The organism is Streptomyces sp. 7-21, from assembly GCF_016741785.1.
Lineage (GTDB): Bacteria > Actinomycetota > Actinomycetes > Streptomycetales > Streptomycetaceae > Streptomyces.
In genome coordinates, this window is sequence record NZ_JAERRL010000011.1 from 106,930 (window position 1) to 130,100 (window position 23,171).

20 protein-coding genes are annotated in these 23,171 nt (G+C 73.9%); 7 read left to right on the forward strand and 13 right to left on the reverse strand.

The features are described from left to right. The first annotated feature begins 54 nt into the window (after nt 1-54). The gene (locus JK356_RS15635) at nt 55-843 is read left to right on the forward strand and encodes a metal-dependent hydrolase (RefSeq protein WP_201868569.1); all 789 of its coding nucleotides are present in this window, start codon (nt 55-57) and stop codon (nt 841-843) included. A 77-nt stretch (nt 844-920) separates the two neighbouring features. Here the strand turns inward: JK356_RS15635 and JK356_RS15640 are convergent, their stop codons facing one another. Next, the gene (locus tag JK356_RS15640) at nt 921-2,702 is read right to left on the reverse strand and encodes an ABC transporter ATP-binding protein (protein WP_201868571.1); all 1,782 of its coding nucleotides are present in this window, start codon (nt 2,700-2,702) and stop codon (nt 921-923) included. Beyond that, nucleotides 2,699-4,477, reverse strand: a complete 1,779-nt coding sequence (locus JK356_RS15645; RefSeq protein WP_201868572.1) for an ABC transporter ATP-binding protein — start codon at nt 4,475-4,477, stop codon at nt 2,699-2,701. The genes JK356_RS15640 and JK356_RS15645 overlap by 4 nt, the downstream gene beginning before the upstream one ends. Nucleotides 4,478-5,586: 1,109 nt before the next feature. Here JK356_RS15645 and JK356_RS15650 point away from each other — a divergent pair. The 3 genes from JK356_RS15650 (at nt 5,587) to JK356_RS15660 (ending at nt 10,404) form a co-directional block, all read left to right on the forward strand. Beyond that, nucleotides 5,587-7,584 (forward strand): glycoside hydrolase family 9 protein, encoded by a 1,998-nt coding sequence (locus tag JK356_RS15650; RefSeq protein WP_236671375.1) that lies wholly within the window; start codon nt 5,587-5,589, stop codon nt 7,582-7,584. Between the two features lie 56 nt (nt 7,585-7,640). Then, complete coding sequence (locus JK356_RS15655) at nt 7,641-8,240, forward strand: DoxX family membrane protein (protein WP_201868573.1); 600 nt, start codon at nt 7,641-7,643, stop codon at nt 8,238-8,240. Nucleotides 8,241-8,574: 334 nt separating this feature from the next. Then, nucleotides 8,575-10,404 (forward strand): ABC transporter ATP-binding protein, encoded by a 1,830-nt coding sequence (locus JK356_RS15660; protein WP_201868574.1) that lies wholly within the window; start codon nt 8,575-8,577, stop codon nt 10,402-10,404. A gap of 79 nt (nt 10,405-10,483) precedes the next feature. On the opposite strand, the gene JK356_RS15665 is transcribed toward JK356_RS15660, so the two are convergent. The 5 genes from JK356_RS15665 to JK356_RS15685 all read right to left on the reverse strand — a co-directional run bounded on the left by JK356_RS15665 (nt 10,484) and on the right by JK356_RS15685 (nt 13,681). Next, a complete protein-coding gene (locus tag JK356_RS15665; RefSeq protein WP_201868575.1) occupies nt 10,484-11,125 on the reverse strand; it encodes a hypothetical protein in 642 nt (213 codons plus the stop codon). Nucleotides 11,126-11,274: 149 nt separating this feature from the next. Next, nucleotides 11,275-11,676: an NUDIX domain-containing protein gene (locus JK356_RS15670; RefSeq protein ID WP_201868576.1), complete on the reverse strand. Its 402-nt coding sequence runs from the start codon at nt 11,674-11,676 to the stop codon at nt 11,275-11,277. A 125-nt stretch (nt 11,677-11,801) separates the two neighbouring features. Further along, entirely contained in the window at nt 11,802-12,188 is a 387-nt protein-coding gene (locus tag JK356_RS15675; protein ID WP_201868577.1) for a VOC family protein, read from the reverse strand. A 3-nt stretch (nt 12,189-12,191) separates the two neighbouring features. Next, nucleotides 12,192-12,593, reverse strand: a complete 402-nt coding sequence (locus JK356_RS15680) for a pyridoxamine 5'-phosphate oxidase family protein (protein WP_201868580.1) — start codon at nt 12,591-12,593, stop codon at nt 12,192-12,194. 17 nt (nt 12,594-12,610) lie between these two features. Next, on the reverse strand, nt 12,611-13,681 hold the full coding sequence (locus JK356_RS15685) for a DUF2332 domain-containing protein (protein ID WP_201868581.1): 1,071 nt from the start codon (nt 13,679-13,681) through the stop codon (nt 12,611-12,613). Between the two features lie 132 nt (nt 13,682-13,813). Between JK356_RS15685 and JK356_RS21975 the strand changes: the two genes are divergently transcribed. The 3 genes from JK356_RS21975 to JK356_RS15695 all read left to right on the forward strand — a co-directional run bounded on the left by JK356_RS21975 (nt 13,814) and on the right by JK356_RS15695 (nt 16,058). After that, the gene (locus tag JK356_RS21975; RefSeq protein ID WP_236671376.1) at nt 13,814-14,491 is read left to right on the forward strand and encodes a ThuA domain-containing protein; all 678 of its coding nucleotides are present in this window, start codon (nt 13,814-13,816) and stop codon (nt 14,489-14,491) included. Beyond that, nucleotides 14,488-15,015 carry an O-acetyl-ADP-ribose deacetylase gene (locus JK356_RS21980; RefSeq protein WP_307815626.1) on the forward strand — a complete coding sequence of 176 codons (528 nt, stop codon included), beginning with the start codon at nt 14,488-14,490 and terminating at the stop codon, nt 15,013-15,015. Before JK356_RS21975 ends, JK356_RS21980 begins: the two co-directional genes overlap by 4 nt. A 323-nt stretch (nt 15,016-15,338) precedes the next feature. Then, the gene (locus JK356_RS15695; RefSeq protein ID WP_201868582.1) at nt 15,339-16,058 is read left to right on the forward strand and encodes a B3/4 domain-containing protein; all 720 of its coding nucleotides are present in this window, start codon (nt 15,339-15,341) and stop codon (nt 16,056-16,058) included. Here the strand turns inward: JK356_RS15695 and JK356_RS22565 are convergent. The 6 genes from JK356_RS22565 to JK356_RS15725 form a co-directional block, all read right to left on the reverse strand. After that, nucleotides 16,043-16,474, reverse strand: a complete 432-nt coding sequence (locus JK356_RS22565; protein WP_201868663.1) for a hemerythrin domain-containing protein — start codon at nt 16,472-16,474, stop codon at nt 16,043-16,045. The genes JK356_RS15695 and JK356_RS22565 overlap by 16 nt on opposite strands. A 90-nt stretch (nt 16,475-16,564) precedes the next feature. Continuing rightward, complete coding sequence (locus JK356_RS15705; protein ID WP_201868583.1) at nt 16,565-17,206, reverse strand: LUD domain-containing protein; 642 nt, start codon at nt 17,204-17,206, stop codon at nt 16,565-16,567. Then, nucleotides 17,203-18,681, reverse strand: a complete 1,479-nt coding sequence (locus JK356_RS15710) for a lactate utilization protein B (protein ID WP_201868584.1) — start codon at nt 18,679-18,681, stop codon at nt 17,203-17,205. The genes JK356_RS15705 and JK356_RS15710 overlap by 4 nt, the downstream gene beginning before the upstream one ends. A gap of 28 nt (nt 18,682-18,709) precedes the next feature. After that, a complete protein-coding gene (locus JK356_RS15715) occupies nt 18,710-19,462 on the reverse strand; it encodes a (Fe-S)-binding protein (RefSeq protein WP_201868585.1) in 753 nt (250 codons plus the stop codon). A 3-nt stretch (nt 19,463-19,465) separates the two neighbouring features. Continuing rightward, entirely contained in the window at nt 19,466-20,968 is a 1,503-nt protein-coding gene (locus JK356_RS15720; protein ID WP_374100659.1) for a rhamnulokinase family protein, read from the reverse strand. 116 nt (nt 20,969-21,084) lie between these two features. Continuing rightward, complete coding sequence (locus JK356_RS15725) at nt 21,085-23,169, reverse strand: bifunctional aldolase/short-chain dehydrogenase (RefSeq protein ID WP_201868587.1); 2,085 nt, start codon at nt 23,167-23,169, stop codon at nt 21,085-21,087. Nucleotides 23,170-23,171: the final 2 nt, after the last annotated feature.

A 23,171-nucleotide genomic window follows, 5' to 3' on the forward strand; every position in this document is an offset into this window, starting at 1 on the left:
CTCCGGGCGAGACGAACTCCACAGACTCAAGGCGGGAAGGGGCGGGGCGCAGCCATGATGGGACCGGCGCACTCACTGTCCGGAGCGGCGGCCTGGCTGGGGGTGGGGGCGGCAGCGGCCTACGCCGGCCACCCCATGCCCTGGCCGGTCCTCCTCGTCGGCGCGCTCATCTGTGCCGGGGCCGCCCTGGCCCCCGACCTCGACCAGCCGTCCGCGACGATATCCCGGGCCTTCGGCCCCCTCTCCCGGATCCTGGCTGTCCTCATCGGCAGACTGGCCGCCGCCGTGTACAACGCCACGCGCAGCACCCGCGAGCGGCGCCGCACCAGCGGCCACCGCACCCTGACGCACACCTGGGTGTGGGCGGTTTTCATCGGCTCCGGCTTCTCCCTGGCAGCCGTGGCATTCGACCGCTGGGCGGTGCTCGCCATCCTGTTCATCCACATGGTTCTCGCCGTCGAGGGGCTGCTGTGGCGCATGGCCAGGGTCTCCAGCGACGTCCTCGTCTGGCTCCTGGGCGCCACCAGTGCCTGGCTCCTGGCCGCGGTCCTCGACCAGCCGGGCAACGGCTCCGACTGGCTCTTCGACGGCCAGCCCTACCTGTGGATCGGGCTCCCCATCGTCCTTGGCGCCGTCGTGCACACCCTCGGCGACGCGCTCACCATCTCCGGCTGCCCGATGCTCTGGCCGCTGCCCATAGCCGGCAAGCGCTGGTACCCGCTCGGCACCCCGCGCTTCATGCGGTTCCGCGCCGGAGCCTGGGTGGAGAACCGCATACTCATGCCGGCCTTCATGGTGGCCGGCGCCGCCAGCGGGCTGAGCGCCCTGGCCATGGCCGCCTGACACCCGGCCCCCGGCCCCGGCCGGGGGCCGGTCGGCCCGCGTCTCACCGGATCCGCACGGCACCCGCCCGTTCACGCTCAGCCATGCCAGGAGCGCCACAGCTGTGCGTAGGCGCCGTTCGCGGCGACCAGCTCATCGTGGCTGCCCAGCTCGCTGATGCGCCCGTCCTCCACCACGGCGATGACGTCCGCGTCGTGCGCGGTGTGCAGGCGGTGGGCGATCGCGATCACCGTGCGCCCCTCCAGCACCCGGCCCAGCGACCGTTCCAGGTCCCGGGCCGCCCGCGGGTCCAGCAGCGACGTCGCCTCGTCGAGGACCAGCGTGTGCGGGTCCGCCAGCACCAGCCGGGCCAGCGCGATCTGCTGGGCCTGAGCCGGGGTGATGACCAGCCCGCCGGAGCCCACCTCGGTGTCCAGCCCGTCCGGCAGCGCCCGCGCCCAGCCGTCGGCGTCCACAGCCCCCAGCGCCGCCCAGATCTCGGCGTCCGTCGCGTCCTCCCTGGCCAGCAGCAGGTTGTCCCGCAACGGGCCCACGAACACGTGATGCTCCTGGTTCACCAGCGCGACCTGCTCACGCACCCGCTCCGCGGTCATCTCCGTCAGGCGCGCGCCGCCCAGCGTGACCTCGCCGCGCCGCGCCGCGTAGATGCCCGCGAGCAGGCGCCCCAGCGTGGACTTGCCGGCGCCGGACGGCCCCACCAGCGCCACCCTGCTGCCCGGCGCGACGCGCAGCGACACGTCGTGCAGCACGTCCGTGTCCGGCAGATAGCCGAACGTGACGTGCCGGGCGGACAGTTCCCGGCCGCGCGGCACCACGGTGCCGTCGCCGGGCTCGTCCTCGATCTCCTGCACGCCGACCAGGCGGGCCAGGGAGACCTGCGCCACCTGCAACTCGTCGAACCAGCGCACGATCATGCCCACCGGCTCGACCAGCATCTGCGCGAGCAGCGCCCCCGTCGTGAGCTGGCCCACGCTCAGCCAGTCCTCCAGCACGAACCAGCCGCCCAGCAGCAGCACGCCACCGAGCACCGTGGCGTGATAGAGATTGATCGTCGGGATCAGCACCGAGCGGAGCCAGAGGGTGTACCTCTCCCACGACGTCCACTGCTTGATCCGCAGGTCGGACAGCGCCACCCGGCGCCGTTCCAGCCGGTGCGCCTCGATTGTCCTCCCCGCGTCCACCGTCTCGGCCAGCACTCCCGCGACCGCCGCGTAGCCCGCCGCCTCGGACCGGTAGCCCGCGGGTGCCCGCCGGAAATACCACACGCAGCCCGTCAGCAGCACCGGCACGGCGAGCAGCAGCGCGAGCCCCAGGGGCGGCGCCGTCACGACGATGCCGCCCAGCAGCAGCGCCGCCCACACGACGGCGATCGTCAGCTGCGGCACCGCCTCGCGCATCGCCTGGGCCAGCCGGTCGATGTCGGTGTTGATCCGCGCCAGCAGGTCCCCGGTGCCCGCGCGCTCCAGCACGCCCGGCGGCAGGCCGACCGACCGCACCAGGAAGTCCTCCCGCAGGTCGGCGAGCATCCGCTCGCCCAGCACGGCCCCGCGCAGCCGCACCATCCGCACGAACAGCGCCTGCACGGCCAGCGCCACCGCGAACAGGGCGAGCGTCCGCTCCAGGTGCAGCTCCCCCGCACCGCCGGACAGCTGCTCGATCACCTGGCCCAGCAGGGCCGGCCCCACCATGGACGCGACCACCGCGATGGCGTTGGCCGCGATCAGCGCGCCGAACGCCCGCCGGTGGCGGCGCAGCAGTCCGCGCACGTACCGGCGCACCGTGGCCCGGCCCGCCACAGGCAGCCTCGTGCTCGCCTCCTGCGAGGCGGGGTCGTAGGCGGGCGGCTTCACGCCGATCATGCGGACTCCTCGGCGAATCGGGGGGAGGACAGGGCATCGGGTTCACGGGTGACGACGGCGCGGTACGCCGGTGCGCCGTGCAGCAGGGCGCGGTGGGAGCCGCTCGCGGCCACCTGGCCGCCGCGGACGAATACCACCTCGTCCGCGCGGTCGAGCAACAGCGGGCTTGAGGTGAACACCACGGTCGTCCGGCCCGCCCGGAGCGCGCGCAGCGCCTCGGCGACGCGGGCCTCCGTGTGCGCGTCCACCGCCGAGGTGGGTTCGTCGAGCACCAGCACCGGGGGATCGGCGAGCAGCGACCGTGCCAGCGCCAGCCGCTGCCGCTGCCCGCCGGAGAGGGAGCGTCCCCGCTCGGTCAGCCGCGCCCGCATCGGGTCGCGGCTGCTGTCCGGCGCCGTGCGCGCCAGCGTCGCCAGCACGTCGTCGCACTGCGCGGCCCGCAGCGCCTCCGCCGCGGACACCCGCCCGGAGGAGGGCACGTCGAGCAGCTCGCGCAGCGTGCCGGACAGCAGCACGGGATCCTTGTCCTGCACCAGGACGGCGGCGCGCGCCGCCGCGAGCGGCACGCTGTCGAGCGCGACGCCGCCCAGCTCGGCCGACGGGCCGTCGCCGCCGCGCACCGGATGCCCGCCCAGCCGCTCGGCCAGCCGTTCCGCCTCGTCGGGGTCCCCGCACACCACGGCCGTCAGCCGCCCCGGAGCCGCCCGCAGCCCCGTTGCCGGATCCCGCAGCTCGCCCTCCAGCGGAAGCGCGGCGTCTGCGGACGCGCCCCCGCCGCCGCTCCGGCGCAGGCTCAGTACCCGCACCGCGCGCTTCGCCGACGGCCGCGAGAACGTGAACGCCATGGCCGCCTCCTGGAACAGCCGCAGCGGGAACATGAGGAAAGTGACGGCGCCGTAGACCGTGACGAGTCCGGCCGGGGACAGCGTGCCCTCCCGCGCGAGCCTGACGCCCTGCCACACGACGCCGAGCAGCAGCAGGCCCGGCATCACCACCTGGACGGCGTCGATCAGCGACCACATCCGCGCACTGCGCACCGAGGCGGCCCGCACGTCCTGCGACGCCCGCCGGTAGCGCTCCAGGAAGAGCCGCTCACCACCGATGCCCCTCAGCACCCGCAGGCCCGCGACTGTGTCGGATGCCAGCTCCGTCGCCCGCCCCGACAGCGCCCGTTCCCGGTCGGCCCGGCGGGTGGCCGCGGGCAGCAGCGGGAACACACTGAGCACCACGGCGGCCACGCCTCCCACGACGAGCAGTCCGAGCCGGGGCTCGTAGACCACCAGGCCGGTGCAGACTCCTGCCGTGACGACGACGGCGGCGGCGAACCGGGAGAAGGACTCCACGAACCACCCGATCTTCTCCACGTCTCCTGTGGAGACCTTGACGACCTCACCCGCGGCTATCCGCTGCGTCAGCGCGCCGCCCAGCTGGGCAGTCCGGCGGGCGAGCAGCTGCTGCACCCGCGCCGCCGCCGTGATCCAGTTGGTGACGGCGGTGCGGTGCAGCATGGTGTCTGCGGCCGTCATGGTGAGCGTGAGCCCCAGCATGAGCGCGCCCGCGAGCGCGAGGCCGCGCCCGGACTCGTCGGCGACCGCCTGCACGACGAGCCCCAGCACCAGCGGCAGCGCGCCCACGGACGCCATGTGCAGCGTCCCCCATGCCAGGGACCGGGCCTGTCCGCCGAGCTGCCGCCGGAAGAGCCAGACGAGAAACCGGAAACCGGACCGTACGTCCGGCTCTCCGGGGTCGGGGTGCGGAAGATCGCGAATGTGCATGACGTCCCTGGTTCGGTGCGCGGGGCGAAGTGGACAGCCTGGCAAGACTCCAGGTATCGGGCGCCGGAATCAACGGGATTTTCCTCCCGGCCCGCGGGCCGCCGCGGGCCGGGGGCCCGTCCCTGTTTACGCCACCGTGTGCCTCTCACGCACGGTGCCGGGCGGCAGGGCCTTGCGCGGGTGGCTGGCGGGCGAGCGGACCGGTTCAACCCCCGAAGCCTGGTGCCGCCTCGCGTGGCAGGCGGGGGCCAGACGGCCCGTGACCCCTTCACGCCGTGCACGGAGCCTGGCCGGATCCGGTGCTTCCGGCGGCTGGTCGCTTCAAAAAGGAACGCGCGACCTGTTGACCGCGCCGTTATCTGCCTTCACTATGAGGGGCATCCGTTGGGTGGGAGCGCTCCCATTCCAGGGCTTGGCGCGACTTCCCTGCGGAGGTTCTCTTGCACGGAGAGCACAGCTCGAGAAGGGCCGCAACCATGCCACCCCCCCAAGGCATCCAGACGGCGCGCGAAGGCCCCCGTCTCACCGCAGACCCCCTGCCGTCAGCGGCGGTTCCGGACGAGACTGCCGAGCCGCAGCAGTCCGAGGCGCCCCCGCGCGCCACCGACAGGCGTCCGCTGCTCTGGGAGCGGATCAAGGAAGCCAACCGGCGCAGTGCGTTCAACCGCCGAAGCCGGGGCGAAGGACTCTGAGACCTTCTGAGGGGCGGGCAGCCCACCCGCCTCCGTCACCGCCACCCCCGCGCCCTGCCGGCTCCGCCGCTCCGCACCCCTTGCCCCGGGGTGTCCGGCGGGCGCGGGTGACCCCACTGCCGGGGCTCCGTCGGGGACGGACGGAGCCCCGGCAGTCCTGCCCCGGATGGCTTTGGTGCCGACAAGTTGTGAAGCCATCCGGGGTGGGTGTGGCGCGATTGGCGGAAAATTGTTGGAAGTTGAACGTGCAATAGTTATTGACGAGATCATGACTAGTCCGCAGCATGTGGGGTGCCGCCGTCGGGTGGGAGCGCTCCCAACGAGACTGCCGCTCACCCGCACTGGGTGACGCGCCGGTCGCCACCCGGCGGCGGTTCCCACCGTCGACCTGATCACTCAGGAGCGAGAAGGGCCGCGATGATGCCTCCCCCTACGCGCACCGACTCTCCTCTCAGACGCAGCCGGACCTCATGGCTCCGGCGCGCACGGCTCACGGCCGCCGCCTGCGCCGCCGCGCTCGCCAGCGGCCTGCTGGCCCCCGCCGCCGTCACCGGCGAAGCGCGGGCCCAGGAACCGGAGTTCAACTACGCCGAGGCGCTGCAGAAGTCGATGTACTTCTACGAGGCGCAGCGCTCGGGCCCGCTGCCGGAGGACAACCGGGTGTCCTGGCGGGGCGACTCGGCCCTGGACGACGGGGCCGACGCCGGGCTCGATCTCACCGGGGGGTGGTACGACGCCGGTGACCACGTGAAGTTCGGCCTGCCGATGGCGTTCACCGCCACGATGCTCGCCTGGGGCGGCCTCGCCGCGGCCGACGGCTATGAGCAGTCCGGCCAGATGACCTACCTGAAGGACAACCTGCGGTGGGTCAACGACTACTTCATCCGCGCCCACCCCGAGCCCGACGTCCTGTACGCCCAGGTCGGGGACGGCGACGAGGACCACAAGTGGTGGGGCCCGGCCGAGGTGATGCCCATGGAGCGGCCCTCCTACCGCGTCGATCCCAGCTGCCCGGGATCCGACGTCGCGGCCGAGACCGCCGCCGCGATGGCCTCCTCGTCCCTGCTCTTCGCCGAGGACGACCCCGGCTACGCCGCCACCCTTGTCGAGCACGCCGAGCAGCTGTACGCGTTCGCCGACGAGCACCGCGGCGTCTACTCCGACTGCGTCCCCGCCGGGAACTTCTACCGCTCCTGGTCCGGCTACCAGGACGAGCTGGTATGGGGCGCGTACTGGCTGTACAAGGCCACCGGTGACCCCGCCTACCTGGCCAAGGCGGAGGCCGAGTACGACCTGCTCAGCACGGAACCCCAGACCGACACCCGCAGCTACCGGTGGACCATCGCCTGGGACGACAAGTCCTACGGCGCCTACGTCCTGCTGGCAATGGAGACCGGAGACCAGCGGTACGTCGACGACGCCAACCGCTGGCTCGACTACTGGACCACCGGCGTCAACGGCCAGACCGTCCCCTACTCACCCGGCGGCCAGGCCGTCCTCGACTCCTGGGGCTCGCTGCGGTACGCGGCCAACACCGCGTTCGCCGCCCTGGTCTACAGCGACTGGCTCGCCGCCACTGACGAAGAACGCGCCCGCACCTACCGGGAATTCGGCGAAAGACAGATCAACTACGCGCTGGGTGACAACCCCAGGCAGTCCAGCTACGTCGTGGGCTTCGGCAACAACCCGCCGCGCGAGCCGCACCACCGCACGGCCCACGGCTCCTGGACCGACCAGCTCACCTTCCCGGAGGACAACCGCCACGTCCTGTACGGCGCGCTCGTCGGCGGTCCCTCCGCGCCCGACGACCAGTACACCGACAGCCGCCAGGACTACGTGGCCAACGAGGTCGCCACCGACTACAACGCGGGCTTCTCCGGCGCCCTGGCCTATCTCGCCGGCGAGTACGGCGGCAGCCCGCTGCCGGACTTCCCGCCCCCCGAGGAGCCGGACGACGACGAGATCTTCGTCGAGGGCTCGCTCAACGCCACCGGCTCCGGCTTCACCGAGATCAAGGCCACCATCCGCAACCAGTCCGGATGGCCGGCCCGTTCCCTCAGCGACGCCGCCCTCCGCTACTGGTTCACCCTCGACGAGGGCGTCGACCCTGACGGCATCACCGTCACCACCAACTACCACGAGTGCGTCGAGCCCGGAGGCACCGTCCACCACGTCTCCGGTGACCTGTACTACGCCGAGCTGACCTGCGCGGGCCGGGAGATCTTCCCGGGCGGCCAGTCGCAGCACCGCGCCGAGATCCAGTTCCGGACCACCGGCGGGGACGGCTGGGATCCCGCCAACGACTGGTCGTACCAGTCCCTCGGGGAGGAGGCAGCCCGCGTCGCAGAGATCACGCTCTACGAGGCGGGAGAACTCGTCTGGGGCAGCGAGCCGGAAGCGGGGGCCGACCGGTGACAGCGACGGCGGACAAGCGGTTACGAGGGCACTCACACCACCGAAAGAAGGATCAGATGGCCGTCCGCACACCTCACCAGCGCCCGGACGCGGCGCCCGGCCTCGCCCCCCAGGACGGCCCGAGGACCGCCGCCCTCACGGCGCCCGCCGCGCGAGCGCTCGCCGTGCTGCGCGTGACCACCGGGATGATCTTCCTGTGGGCCTTTCTCGACAAGACCTTCGGCTGGGGCTACGCCACCCCCGCCGAGAGCGCCTGGACCAGCGGAAGCTCCCCGGCAGAGGGCTACCTCAGCTCCGTCTCGGCGGGTCCGATGGAGTCCGTCTTCCACGCCTGGGCCGGTGAAACCTGGGTCGACCTGGCCTACATGGCCGGGATGCTCGGCCTGGGAGTCTCCCTCGTCGCCGGGATAGGGCTGCGCGTCGCCGCGGTGGGCGGCTCGCTGATGATGCTCATGCTGTGGCTCGGCGAGTTCCCGCCCGCCCGGCACCTGTCGGACGGCTCCCCGAGCATGTCGGCGAATCCCCTCATCGACCAGCACGTGATCTACGCCGTCGTGATGATCGTGCTGGCGGCCTGCTCCGCCGGGAGAGTCTGGGGACTCGGACGCGTCTGGGAACGCACCCCGCTGGTGAGCCGCTACCGCTGGCTCGCCTAGCGCGGGCGCCCGCAAGCCGCGGGTGCGCGGGGAACGAGCGATGGCCTTCCCGCGCACCCGCCTTCAACCGCCTCCCGCCGGGCCGCGCCCCACGGCGCCCCCACCGGCCCGGCGGAGAGGCACAGCCCAGCGGAGCCGGCACCGGCCAGGGGAGCGGAGCCCCGGCTCTCCGCACGCGCCTTGGCCAGGGGGTGAGCCCTCCCGTCCGCCCCGGTGTCCTGCCCCGCGCCGGGCGCACCCGGCCCGCCCCCGGGCGGCGGATGATCCGCCCGGCCCCCCACGGGCGGCCGTAGGCTGGAAGGCTGTCACGACTCCCGGCCACCCGAAGGGGCTCATGCCACACGACAGTCTTCCCCGGCCGGCCGCGCCGCAGCCGGACCTGGCCGCGCCGCCGCCGGCCCGGCCGGCGCAGATCCGGCGCGTCCTGCGGCTCTTCCGCCCGTACCGCGGCCGCCTCGCCGTCGTCGGCCTGCTGGTCGGCGCCTCCTCACTGGTCGCCGTCGCCTCACCGTTCCTGCTCCGCGAGATCATCGACACCGCGCTGCCGGAACGCCGCACCGGCCTGCTGGCCCTGCTCGCGCTCGGCATGATTCTCACGGCCGTCGTCAGCAGCGTCTTCGGCGTGCTCCAGACGCTGATCTCCACGACGGTCGGGCAGCGCGTGATGCACGACCTGCGCACCGGCGTCTACGCCCGGCTCCAGCAGATGCCGCTGGCCTTCTTCACCCGGACCCGCACCGGTGAGGTGCAGTCCCGCATCGCCAGCGACATCGGCTCCATGCAGGCCACCGTCACCTCCACCGCGACGTCCCTGGTGTCGAACCTGACGGCCGTGGTGGCCAGCGTGGTCGCGATGCTCGCACTGGACTGGCGGCTCACGCTGCTGTCACTGGCGCTGATGCCGTTCTTCGTCTGGATCGCCCGGCGCGTCGGCCGGGAGCGCAAGCGCATCACCGCACAGCGGCAGAAGCAGATGGCTGCCATGGCGGCGCTCGTCACCGAATCGCTGTCGGTCAGCGGCGTGCTCCTGGGCCGCACCATGGGCCGGGCCGAGGCGCTGACCCGTCAGTTCGAGCAGGAGTCGGACAACCTGGCCAGCCTGGAGATCAAGGCCAGCATGGCGGGGCGCTGGCGGATGGCGGTCATCGGCATGATCATGGCGGCCATCCCGGCTCTGCTGTACTGGGCCACGGGCGCCCTGCTGGCCCTGGGCACCACGCCCCCGTCGATCGGCACCCTCGTCGCCTTCGCCACGCTCCAGCAGGGCCTGCTGCGGCCGACGGTCTCCCTGCTGTCGACCGGCGTGGACGTGCAGGCTTCCCTGGCGCTGTTCCAGCGCATCTTCGAGTACCTGGACCTGCGCCCCGCCATCACCGAGCCGGCCCGTCCGGTCGACCTGGCAGCGCCGCGCGGCGAGATCCGGTTCGAGAACGTCTCCTTCCGCTACGACCCGGAGGGCGCGGCCACGCTGAGCGGCATCGACCTGACCGTTCCCGCGGGCAGTTCGCTCGCGGTCGTCGGCCCGACCGGCGCCGGGAAGAGCACCCTCGGCTACCTGGTCGCCCGGCTGTACGACGTCACCGAGGGCCGCGTCCTGCTCGACGGCGTGGACGTGCGCGACCTGAGCTTCGACACCCTGACCCGGGCGGTCGGCGTCGTCTCCCAGGAGACATACCTTTTCCACGCCACCGTCGCCGAGAACCTGCGGTTCGCCCGGCCGGACGCTACCCGCGCCGACATCGAGGCCGCCGCCCGCGCCGCGCAGATCCACGAGTACATCGCCGCCCTGCCGGACGGCTACGACACGGTCGTCGGTGAGCGCGGCTACCGCTTCTCCGGGGGCGAGAAGCAGCGGCTCGCGCTGGCGCGGACGATCCTGCGCGACCCGCCCGTCCTCATCCTCGACGAGGCCACCAGTGCCCTGGACACCCGCACGGAGCGGGCAGTGCAGCGGGCGGTCGACGCGCTGGCCGACGGCCGGACGACCATCACGATCGCGCACCGGCTGTCCACGGTCAGGGACGCCGACCAGATCGCCGTCCTCGACGGCGGGCGCGTGGCGGAGCTGGGCACGCACGACGAACTCCTGGCGCTCGGCGGCCGGTACGCGGCGCTGGTCCGCCGCGACACGGCGGCCGAGCCCGCGGCCGGGGCGTCGGCCTGACGCAGCCCGGAAGCCGGCGCCGGCGCGGCCCGGTCCCCCGCGGACCGACCGCGCCGGGCGGGCCGGGCGGGCCTGCGGGTCACAGCATCGTGCCGAGGTACTCCTGCTCCGTGCCGTCCTCCCAGGTGACGATCAGCGTCTCACCCTGGAACTCGAGGGTGGCCGTCCGCGACGCCCACTCCTCGTCGCCGTACATGGTGCAGTAGGGCAGCTCCATCGTCCCCTCGTCGGTCGCGGCGCCGTAGCAGATGTCGCCCTCCGCCAGCCAGTCCTCGATGAACATGACCTCGCCGTTGTCGAAGTGCAGCGTGGAATCCGAGTCCTCGGGGCCGGTGTACCAGCTGCCCTCGAGCTCCTCCACCGTCGCCGGCACCCGCTCCTCCTCGGAGCCGGGGAGCAGGTTCTGCAGCTCCTCCCACGGGATGAGGTCGGCGATCTCATCCGGGATCAGGTCCCGCAGGTCGTCAGGGGTGATGTCGCCCGGCAGGCTGGCCGGGTCGATCTCCGACACGTCGGACGGCTTGGGACCCTCCGACTCGCTGGAGCCGGCGTCGCCGCCCTCGTCTTCGCCGCCGTCCTGGTCCTCGCCGCCGTCCTGCTGTGTCTCCTCGTTCGGCGCGCTCTGTGCCGGCTCCTCCTCGTCCCCGTTGCAGCCCGTCAGCACCAGCGCCGCCGCCACCGTCACGGCCGGAATCGCTGCCCGTATGGTCCTGATGCGCATGGCATTCCCCTCTGCGGCAAATGACGTCTCCGTATATCAGCTGGCAGGGAGACTAGCCCGTACGGAAGGGGAAAACCTGATCTTGTTACGGGGCTGTGCCGTTTCGTGCCGAACAGCGACACACGTCACCCGCCGGTGCCTGGCCGCCGTCAGCGCAGGTATCCGGCGGCCGCCAGGTCGTCGAAGACGGCGTGGTCCACCGGCGCGGTGCGGTGACGGTCCGCCAGCGACAGCCAGGCGATCTCCTCGATCTCGCGGCTGGCGGCCAGCGTGCCCCGGTAGTCTGCCGTGTAGCACGCCATGCGCACCAGCGTCCCGTCCGGCTGCCCGTCCGCCGGCCCGGTGTAGGTGCCGAAGTGCCGCACCGTGCCGGGCAGCAGTGACACCGACAGTTCCTCCGTGACCTCCCGCAGCAGCGCCTGCTGGTCGCTCTCGCCCGGCTCCCGCTTCCCGCCGGGGACGTAGAACAGCGTCCTGCCGCGCGAGCGCGCCCCCAGGACCCGCCCGTCCCGCACATGCACCCAGGCCACCGTGTCGATCAGCCGCGTCACCCGCCGCCGCCCTCCGCTCGCTCCGGCCGTCTGCTGCGGCGGAGCGCACCCGGCCGCGTGTCCTCCGCCGGCCGGCGATAGTCGCACGGGCACGGCCGTGACCGCAACGGGATTCGTGCCGGCGGCTAGCGCACCGACGGGCGCACCGCGGGCTGCCGTTCCGGCGGGAAAACGCAGAACTCGTTGCCCTCCGGATCAGCCAGGACATCCCACTCGACGCTGCCCTGGCGGCGCCGCAGCAGCTTCGCCCCCATCGCCAGCAGCTCCCCGGTGTCGCCCCTGACGTCCAGGTGCATGCGGTTCTTGCACGTCTTCGGCTCCGGCACCGGGTTGATCCAGATCACCGGCCCCTCGCCCGATGGATCGTGGAGGGGCACCGGCCAGGACTCCGGCCAGTCGCGGTCTCCGGGCGCCGGGCGTCTGCGGTACCCCAGCGCGGCGCACCACCAGTCCGCGAGCGCCTGGTGGTCCCTCGCGTCCAGCGCGATGGCCTTGAAACGCGCGGGCGGCATGGCTCAGCGGGCCCCGCCGGACACGGCGACGGCGCGCTTCACCGTGACCCGCGCCAGCAGCTCACCCGGCACGCCGTGCCGTGCCCCGGACGCCTCGGCCTCGTCCCCGGAGTCCGGGTACCGGTCCGCGGTCTGTGTCGCCCAGGTGCGCGGCTCGTCCGGGGCCTCGCTCAGCCGCACCCGGCCGTGCCGCATCACGGAGGCGTACGGCGCTGTCTCGTCCATCGACCGTCCCGTCACCGTCTCCGTGCCCGTGGTGAGCACCACGTCCCGGCCGTCGAGCAGCGGGGACCGCACCGGGGCCACGCGCGGGCTGCCGTCCGCCCGCACCGTGGCCGCCATCGCTGTCCGGGTGCCCGAGGAGGCGAACGCGCGCCACTCCTCGTCGGTCATCGTCCGTGCCATGCGGTCATCCTGCGCCATCAGCCGGGGCCATGCCAGGAAGCGGGCAGGCCGTGTGCCGGCGCCACCGCCAGATGGCGTTCGCCGGCCCGCCCCGTCCGCACGGTCAGGCAGAAGCCCTCCCGCTCGTGCGGCTCGAACGACAGGTACGCGAAGCCCGCGTCGGCGGTCGCCGCCCGGGCCAGCCGGTCCAGTTCGCGTTCGACCCGCGCCCACTCCGCCGGGTCGATGTACTGCCGGGCGACGGAGTGCCAGACCACCGTCATGGTCCCCGTCTCCAGCTGCACCCCCGCCAGGAACTCGGCCGCGCCCGCGGCCTCCACGGTCGCCGGGACCTTCGCCGCGACGGACAGCGCGCCCTCCAGCCGCGCGGCCCGCGCCAGCTGGTCCGGCCACAGGTAGGCGCGCAGCGCCAGCGCGCCGCCGGGCGACAGCGGATCGATGGGGTCCGGATCACAGCCGTGCCGCTCCACGACGCGCAGCGCCGGGCTGCGCGCCGCGGCCTGGCGCAGCCAGTCGGGCACCTCGCCGCGCCAGGCCTCCGTCAGCCGCACCGGCGAGTCCGGCGGGCCCCAGGTGAACGCGTCCGACACGTACCGGTACTGGTCGGCGCGCAGCAGCAGGCCCGCGCTTGAGCCCAGCTCGAACAGCCGCACCGGCAGCTGCGGCCGGGGCAGCACGCTGAGCAGTCCCACCAGCAGCATCACGGCGCGGCCGACCTCGTTGGTCTGCGGCGGGCGCGCCAGCCACGCCCGCAGCCAGGGCAGCTCCGCGGCTACCGCCTCCCGGAACGCCGGCCACGCCGCCGCGGCGTTGCCGGAATCGAACACGCCGCCCGCGCTCGGGTAGTGCGCCGCGAGCCGGGGTGCGCGCCCGGTGAGCGCCAGCGCGTGCACGCCCCCGGCCAGGCGCAGCGGCACCGCGTCCGCTGCGGCTGCCTCCGCGTGGGCAGCGACCGCCTCGGCGCACGGCCCGCCCGCCGCCACGTCGTCGGCCGCCCGCTCCAGCAGTGCGGCGTACAGCGGGGAGCCGAGTCGGCCGCAGGCGTCGGCCTGCTGGCGGAAGGAAGCAACCATCGCATCCGGGGGCATCTGTACTCCTCGCCTGTGTGTCGGGACGTCTCACGATCATGGGCCCGGGCGGGCCGCGAGGGAAGGGCCTGCCCGGAACGCCGCCGCCCGGTCCCCCGCCGCCGGGCGGGGCCGCCCCTACCATGGCGCCTCATGAGCGCTCGCACGATCGTGGTCTTCACCAGGACCGCCGGCTACCGGCACGACTCCATCCCCGACGGCATCGACACGTTCCGCTCGCTGGGCCAGGAGCACGGTTTCTCCGTCCTCGCCACGGAGGACCCCGGGGAACTCGCCGCCTCGCTCGGTGGCGGCTGCGCGGCCGCCGTCTTCCTGTCCACCAGCGGCGAGGTGCTGACGGACGCCGCCCGCGCCGCGCTGCGCGACTACCTCGCGGCGGGCGGCGGCTTCGTGGGCGTGCACGGCGCCGCCTGCACCGAGTACCAGTGGCCGTGGTACGGCGACAGCGTCGTCGGCGCCGTCTTCGACGGCCACCCCGCGCTCCAGCCCGGCGTCCTCGACGTCACCGACCACGACCACCCGGCCACCGCGCACCTCGGCGACCGCTGGGAGTTCACCGACGAGTGGTACAACTTCACCAGCAACCCCCGGGGCCGGGTGCGGGTGCTGGCCACGGCCGACGAAAGCACCTACGAGGGCGGGCGAATGGGCGCCGATCACCCGCTGGTGTGGTGCCACGAGCGCGCGGGCGGGCGCTCCTTCTACACCGCCCTGGGCCACACCTCCGAGTCGTACGCCGACCCCGTCTTCCGCCAGCACCTGCTCGGCGGCCTGTCCTGGGCGGCCCGCTGGCAGGAGGAGGACCGGTGACCGCGCTGACCCGCGTGCACGGCGACCTCACGGAGCAGCACGTCGACGCGGTCGTCAACGCCGCCAACTCCTCCCTGCTGGGCGGCGGGGGAGCGGACGGCGCGATCCACCGCAAGGGCGGTCCCGGCATCCTCGCCGAGTGCCGGGAACTGCGCGCCTCGCGCTACCGCGGCGGCCTGCCCGCCGGCCAGGCCGCCGCGACCGGTGCGGGGCGGCTGCCGGCGCGCTGGGTCATCCACACCGTCGGGCCCGTTTACTCCCGCACCGAGGACCGGTCACGGCTGCTGGCGTCCTGCTACCGGGAGTCGCTCCGTGTCGCAGCCGGGCTCGGCGCCGCCACCGTCGCGTTCCCCGCCATCTCCACGGGGGCCTACCGCTGGCCGGTGGCGGACGCCGCGCGGATCGCCGTTGCGGCCGTGCGCGCGGCGGTGGCGGAGCGGCCGTTTGCGGAGGTGCGTTTCGTGCTCTTCGACCAGGCCGCCTACCGCGCCTTCGGAGAGGCCCTCGGCGAGACGGACGACTGAGGCAGGCAGGCGGCCAGCCCGCGCCCCGGCGTCATGGCGCCAGCGGTCCGCCCGCTTGTCCGCTGTTGTCCGCTGGAGGTGTCCGCCGGTACCGGCTTGCCGCCAGCCTGGTGCAGCTGGACCGCGGATGGCCCGGGGATGGCGAGGCTGGCGCTCTGGCAGGGAAAGAAGGTGAACATGTCGACACAGCAGGTGCAGTCTCTTTGCCGACGTGCTGTCTCGGCGTCACCTGTCCGCCAGGCCGCCCCGAGCCGGGTAAGGTGACCGCTCAGGCGCGGCTGGCGCGCGGGACAGGCCAGCAGCCGGGACGGGAAGGCGAGGAGATGACACAGCTGTCCGTGGCCGAGGAGGTCTGCGAGGCGTTCCCGGCACTGACCATCGCCGCGGTAACGGCCACCGGCCTGCGCTCCGGCCCGTGGCAGGAACCGGAGCGCCTGCTCGCGGCCCTGGAGGCGGACGCCGCCTCGGGCGCCTGGCAGCCGCTCAGCGAGGACGACCCCCGGCTGGCCTCCTGGCAGGCCGCCTACCGTGCCTTCGGCACCAACCCCCGGCGCATGCGCCCGAGCGTGGACGCGCTGTCCCGGCGGCTCGCCAAGTCCGGGCGGCTGCCGCGCATCAGCCCCGTTGTCGACGCGTACAACGCGGTGTCCGTGACGCACGGCGTGCCCGCCGGGGCTTTTGACCTGGCGGCGGTACGCGGCGACATCCGCGTGCGCTACGCGCGCGAGGGCGAGTCGTTCCTCCCGCTGGGACAGCCGGACGGGCCCGAGGAGGCCCGGCCCGGCGAGGTCGTCTACGCGGACGAGGCGGCCGAGCACCCGGTGCTCACCCGCCACTGGAACCACCGCGACAGCGACCGCACGAAGGTCACGCCCCAGGCGCGGGACGTGCTGTTCCTGCTGGAGGCCGTCGACGCGGACGCCGGGGCGAAGGCCGTGCACGCGGCCGTGGAGCAGCTCACCGCCCTGCTCGCGCCGCGCGCCGGCCGCGTCGTCACTCACCTGCTGACGGCCGGCGCGCCCGCCGCTCAGCTGTCGGACTGACCGCCCGGCTCAGGCGCGCCGCCGTGAGGAGCGGCACCAGGTGCTCCTCTTCGTACACGAGATGCCCCTCCAGCTCGCCGGCCAGCCGGTCGAACTCGGCCTTGGTGCGTGGCGCTGTCCGCCGGTTCCTGCTCACCGGCCGCGTCGAGCAGGGCGTTGCGTTCGTCCGGCAGCGCCGCGACGACCGTGTGCTCGCGCCGCCGCGCGCACACCGCCGCCAAGTCCGGCCGTTCGCGCTCCAGCGCGGGACACATCCGGGCGTCCTCGGCGGCGTGGTGGCCGTGCAGGTAGTGGCAGAACTCGCGGCAGCGGCGCAGCGGCTGGCGCGTCACGTCCGGCTCGCACCGCCCGCCGGATAACAGCGCGGCCAGCTCCTTCCGCGCCGCCGCGAGGTACTCGCGGAACCACTCATGGATGGGACGGGTCCGTCGCCCATCCGCTGCGGGACGCCCGCTGCCTGGCCATGCGTCATGCGGCGAGACTAGGCGGCCGCGCCGGCACCGCCCTCACGGTTCCGCCAGAACGACCTCCAGCGTCCTGGGCCCGTGCACGCCCTCCACCCGGCTCAGTTCGATGTCGCTCGTCGCGGACGGGCCGGAGATCCACGTCAGCGGACGCCCGGGGTCGAGCCGCTCCAGCGCCTGCGGCACGGACCCCGCCACCTGCGACGGCACCCGCACCACGCAGACGTGGTGGTCAGGCACCAGCGTGACACGCCGCCGCCCCTGGCCGGGGCCGGCGTCGAGCACCAGCGTGCCCGTCTCCGCGATGGCCACCGCGCAGCCGGTCACCACGCTGTCGACGGCGTCCAGGTCGTGCGGCGTCAGCCCGGCCTCGTCCGGCACCCGGCGCACCTCCTCCGGCACCCCGGCCAGCCACTCCTCCGGCAGCCCGTCCGGCACCACCACCGACCGCGCGCCGCGCGCCGCCAGCAGCCGCGCGACCACCGGCGCCACCTCCGCCTCGGCGCAGCGGTGCACCGCCGCCCGGTAGTCCGCCAGCCGCTCGGCCAGCACCGCCACCGGATCGCCGGGGGAGTCGTCACGTCGGTAGTCGCGGACCACGGCCACGTCCTCGGGCGTCTCCTGCCGCGGCACGTCCGCCAGCGCGCGGCGGATCCTGCCGAGCACCACGTCCCTGCTGCTCACGCGTCACCTCCTTCGCCGCCGCGGGTGCGGCGCCACCAGTCGCGGAACGGTTCCGCCGGCAGCGCCGGCACGTCCCGGCTGTCGGTCCACGCCCGCCCCGGCCCCGGCAGCTGCGGCGGCACCAGGCGGCGTGACCGCGCCGCCATGCGCTGCCCGGAACGCAGCGCCCGGGGGTGGTCCAGCACCCAGCGGGCCGCGCGCATCGCGGCGCGCTCCGCCGCGTGCCCCTTCGCCGGCCGGATCCGGGTGCGCCGCCCGCGCACCGTCGCCTCCCCGCCCTGCACCACGCGCTCGCGCAGGTGCACCAGGACCTCCGGGATGTCGATGGCCACCGGGCACACCTCGTAGCACGCGCCGCACAGCGACGAGGCGTACGGCAGCGACGCGTCCAGGCCGGTGGCCGTGCCCCGCAGCTGCGGCGTCAGAATCGCCCCGATCGGGCCCGGGTACGCCGAGCCGTAGGCGTGGCCGCCCGCCCGCTCGTACACCGGGCAGACGTTCAGGCACGCCGAGCAGCGGATGCAGCGCAGCGCCTGCCGCCCGACGGTGTCGGCCAGCGCGTCGGTGCGGCCGTTGTCCAGCAGCACCAGGTGGAACGTGCGCGGCCCGTCGCCGTCCGTCGTGCCGGTCCACATCGAGGTGTACGGGTTCATCCGCTCCGCGGTCGAGGAACGCGGCAGCAGCTGCAGGAAGACCTCCAGGTCCTGCCAGGTCGGCACGACCTTCTCGATGCCCACCACCGAGATCAGCGTCTCCGGCAGCGTCAGGCACATCCGCCCGTTGCCCTCGGACTCCACCACCACCAGGGTGCCGGTCTCCGCCACCATGAAGTTGGCGCCCGAGATGGCGACCTTGGCGTTGAGGAACTTCTGCCGCAGGTGCAGCCGCGCCGCCTCCGCCAGCTCGGCGGGGGAGTCGCTCAGCCCCTCGGGGGCCGGGCGGCCCCAGTCCGCCATGCGCCGCGTGAAGATGTCCCGGATCTCGCCCCGGTTGCGGTGGATCGCCGGCACCAGGATGTGGGACGGCAGGTCGTCGCCGAGCTGGACGATCAGCTCCGCCAGGTCCGTCTCGCTGACCCGGATGCCCGCCGCCGCCAGCGCCTGGTTCAGCCCGATCTCCTGCGTCGCCATGGACTTGACCTTGAGGACCTCCGTCTCGCCGGTCTCCCGCACCAGCCGCGTGACGATCCGGTTGGCCTCCCTGGCATCGGCGGCCCAGTGCACCTGCCCGCCCGCCTCGGTCACGGCCCGCTCCAGCCGCTCCAGGTACACGTCCAGGTGACGCAGCGTCCGGTTCTTGATGGCCGCCCCCGCGGCCCGCAGCCGGTCCCAGTCCGGCAGCTCGGCGACCGCCTTCGCCCGCTTGGCGCGGATGGAGTGCGTGGCGTGCCGGAGGTTGCCGCGCAGCCGCTCGTCGCGCACCGCGGTCCCGGCGGACTCGGGAAAGGCGGGCATGCCCAGGTACGTGCCGCTCACAGCGCCTCCTCGCATCGGGCCGCGGCGCTCACCACGGCTCTTCTTCCGTGCTGGCCAGGATCTCCGCGAGGTGGACCGGGCGCACCGGGGAGTCCATCCGCGACAGCGTGCCCCCGATGTGCATCTGGCAGGAGTTGTCCACCGTGCACACCGCCTCGGCGCCCGTGCCCGTGATGGCCCGGGCCTTGTCCGCGCCCATCGCGGCCGACACCGCCGGGTTCTTCACCGCGAACGTGCCGCCGAAGCCGCAGCACTCCTGCGCGCCCGGCAGATCGACCAGCGTCAGCCCCCGCACCCGCTCCAGCAGCCGCCTGGGCCGGTCACCCAGCCGCAGCATCCGCAGCCCGTGGCAGGTGGGATGGTAGGTGACGGTGTGCGGGTAGTACGCCCCCACGTCCTCCACCCCGAGCACGTCGGTGAGGAATTCCGTCAGCTCGTACGTCCGCGGCACCACGTCGGCCGCCGCCTCGGCCAGCGCGCTGCCGCGCCCCTCCGCCTCGGCCCTGGCCCCGATCCGCGGGTAGTTCTCCCGCACCATCGCCGCGCACGACCCCGACGGCGCGACGATGTAGTCGTAGCCCGCGAACGCCCGGGCGAACCGCCGCACCAGCGGCTCCGTCTCGTGCCGGTACCCGGTGTTGAACTGCGGCTGCCCGCAGCAGCTCTGCTGCAGGGGGAAGCCCACCCGCACCCCCAGCCGTTCCAGCAGCGTCACCACCGCCTGGCCGGTGCGCGGATACAGCGTGTCGTTGACACAGGTGACGAACAGGGCGACCCGCAACCGTCACTCCCTCCCGCCGGGCGCGATGCGCGCCGCGGCACGGTCCCACGCCGACTGGTCACCAGCCGGCTCATGGCGCCGCAGCGGCTGCGTGGCCCGCAGCAGCTTGCGCAGCTCGGCCAGCCCTCCGCTCACCGCGCCCGCCGCCCGCGCCTGCACCAGGACGTTACCCAGCGCCGCCGCTTCGGCGGGACCCGCCACCACCGGCAGCCCGCAGGCGTCGGCTGTCAGCTGGCACAGCAGCTCATTGTGGCATCCTCCGCCCACCACATGCACCGTCTCCACCGCGCGGCCCGACAGCCGCACCGCGTCCCGCACCGCCCGGCGGTGCGCCAGCGCCAGCGAGTCCAGCACGCAGCGCACCGTCTCTGCCGCGGTCCTCGGCTCCGGCTGCCCGGTGCGGCGGCACGCGCGCGCCAGCCGCTGCGGCATCCCGCCCGGCGCCAGGAACTCCGGGTCCCCGGCGTCCACCACCGACCGCAGCGGTTCGGCCCCGGCCGCCTCGGCCAGCAGCGCGCCCAGCTCGCGCGGCTCGCCCTCCGCCTCCCAGTGCCGCAGGCACTCCTGGAGCAGCCACAGGCCCATGATGTTGCGCAGATAGCGCACCGTGCCGTCCACGCCCAGCTCGTTGGTGAAGTTGGCGCGCCGGCTCTCCTCCGTCAGCACCGGCTCCGGCAGCTCCAGCCCCGCCAGTGACCACGTGCCGGTCGCGATGTAGGCGAAGGCCTCACCCGCCGCCGGGACCGCCGCCACCGCCGAGGCCGTGTCGTGCGAGCCGACCGCCGTCACCGGCACCGGACCGGGCAGTCCGGTGGCGGCCACCGTCTCCGGCGTGAGCACGCCGGCCGGGTCGCCCGGCCGCCGCAGCGGCGCGAACAGGCCCAGGTCGATGCCGAGCCGCTGCGCCAGCTCCCGGTGCCAGTCCCGGGTACGCGGATCGACCAGCTGCGTCGTGGACGCGTTCGTCAGTTCCGTGCCCTGCTCGCCCGTCAGCCAGTACGCCATCAGATCCGGTATCAGCAGCAGGCGCTCGGCGGCCGCCAGCTGCGGCGTGCCGCGGGCCGCGGTGAGCTGGTAGACCGTGTTGAACGGCAGGAACTGGAGCCCGGTCGCCTGGTACAGCTCCTCGGGCGGCACCACCGCGGCCACCGCCTCGGCCGCGCCCTCGGTGCGGCCGTCCCGGTAGTGCACCGGATTGCCCAGCAGCGCCCCCGTGGCGTCCAGCAGGCCGTAGTCCACCGCCCACGAGTCGATGCCGATGCCCGCCAGGCCCTCCGCGCCGGTCTCCCGGCCGGCCCGGCGCAGCCCCTCGAGCACCCCCCGGTACAGCGCGAGCACGTCCCAGTACAGGGTGCCGCCCGCCCGGACCGGCTCGTTGGGGAAGCGGTGCACCTCCCGCAGCGACAGCGTGCCGGGGCCCGCCCGCCCCAGCATGACGCGTCCGCTGGACGCGCCCAGATCGACGGCGGCGAACCACCGGGCAGGACCGGAACCGGCTTCAGACACAGCACACCTCGCGGCGCTCACTCGACAGACGGACGCGATGACAACGACAGCAGCGGCGGCGGGAACCAAGCGGCCGGGGGACACCCCCCGGCCGCTTCAGGGCGCGCGGCGCCCGGCTACCGCAGGAACGCGGCGGGCACACCGGCGTCCACGGGAATGTGCAGCCCCGTGGTGTGGCTGAGCACGCCCGACGTCAGCGCGAACACCGCCGCCGCCACGTGCTCGGGCAGCACCTCCCGCTTCAGCAGGGTCCGCTGCGCGTAGAACTCGCCCAGCTTCTCCTCCTCGATGCCGTACACCGCCGCGCGCTGGGCGCCCCAGCCGCCCGCGAAGATGCCGGAGCCGCGCACCACGCCGTCCGGGTTGACGCCGTTGACGCGGATGCCGTGTTCACCCAGCTCGGCCGCCAGCAGCCGCACCTGGTGCGCCTGGTCGGCCTTGGTGGCGCCGTAGGCCACGTTGTTGGGACCGGCGAACACGCCGTTCTTGGAGACGATGTACACGATGTCGCCGCCCAGCCCCTGCGCGATCATCACCCGCGCGGCCTCCCGCGACACCAGGAACGAGCCGCGCGCCATGATGGCGTGCTGCCGGTCCCAGTCGGCGGCCGTGGTCTCCAGCAGCGGCTTGGAAACGGAGATGCCCGCGTTGTTGACGACCAGGTCCAGGCCGCCGAACGCCAGCACGGCCGCGTCCACCGCCGCCCGCACCTGCTCCTCGTCGGTGACGTCGACCGTCACCGGCACCGCCCGGTCCGGGCCGCCCAGCTCGGTCGCGACCCGCTCGGCCGCCTCGGCGTTCACGTCCGCGACGACCACGCAGGCTCCCTCCGCGGCCAGCCGCTCCGCCGTCGCCCGGCCGATGCCCGAGCCCGCGCCCGTCACCAGCGCGATCCTGGTCGCCAGCGGCTTGGGCGGCGGCATCCGCCGCAGCTTGGCCTCCTCCAGCTCCCAGTACTCGATGCGGAACTTCTCCGACTCCTCGATGGGCGCATAGGAGGACACCGCCTCAGCGCCGCGCATGACGTTGATGGCGTTGATGTAGAACTCGCCCGCCACGCGCGCCGTCTGCTTGTCCTTGCCGAAGGAGAACATCCCGACCCCCGGTACCAGCACGATCGCCGGGTCGGCGCCGCGCATCGGCGGTGAGTCCTCGGTGGCGTGCCGCTCGTAGTACGCCCGGTACTCCTCGCGGTACTCCTGGTGCAGTTCCTTCAGCCGCGCCACCGCTTCCTCCAGCGGGGCGCTCGCGGGCAGGTCCAGGACCAGCGGCCGCACCTTGGTGCGCAGGAAGTGGTCCGGGCAGGAGGTGCCCAGCCGCGCCAGCCGCGGGTGCTCGGCGCGCGCCAGGAACTCCAGCACCACGTCGTCGTCGTTGAAGTGCCCCACCTGCGGCCGGTCCGCGGACGCCAGCGCCCGCACCACCGGCGCCAGCGCGGCGGCCCGCGCCCGGCGTTCCGCCTCGGGCAGCGGCTCGTATCCCTCAAGCACCGGACCGAACGGCTCCGGCTTGCCCCGCTCCGCCAGGAACGCCTCGGCGGTGCGGATGATGTGCAGCGAATTGGCCTCGCACTCCTCGCTGGTCGCGCCCCACGCCGTGATGCCGTGGCCGCCCAGCACGCAGCCGATCGCCTGCGGGTGCGCCCGCTGCACCGCCGCGATGTCCAGGCCCAGCTGGAACCCCGGACGCCGCCACGGCACCCACACCACACGCTCGCCGAAGCACTCCTTGGTCAGCGCCTCGCCGTCGGCCGCGCAGGCCAGCGCGATGCCCGAGTCCGGGTGCAGGTGGTCGACGTGCGCCGCCTCGACCAGGCCGTGCATGGCGGTGTCGATGGAGGGAGCGGCGCCGCCCTTGCCGTGCAGGCAGTAGTCGAACGCGGCGACCATCTCGTCTTCGCGCTCGACGCCCGGGTATACCTCGCGCAGTGCCCGCAGCCGGTCCAGGCGCAGCACCGCCAGGCCCTCGGGGCGCAGGGTGCCCAGGTCGCCGCCGGAACCCTTGACCCACATCAGTTCGGTCTCGTCGCCGGTGACCGGGTCGGTCGCGGTGCCCTTCGCCGAGGCGTTACCGCCGGCGTAGTTGGTGTTCCTCGGGTCGGCGCCCAGCCGGTGCGAGCGCTCCAGCAGCGCCTGCACCGCCGGGTGCCCGGCCGTAGTGTCCTTCTGCTTGTTGTGCGTCTGCTGCCTCTGCTGCGTCATCG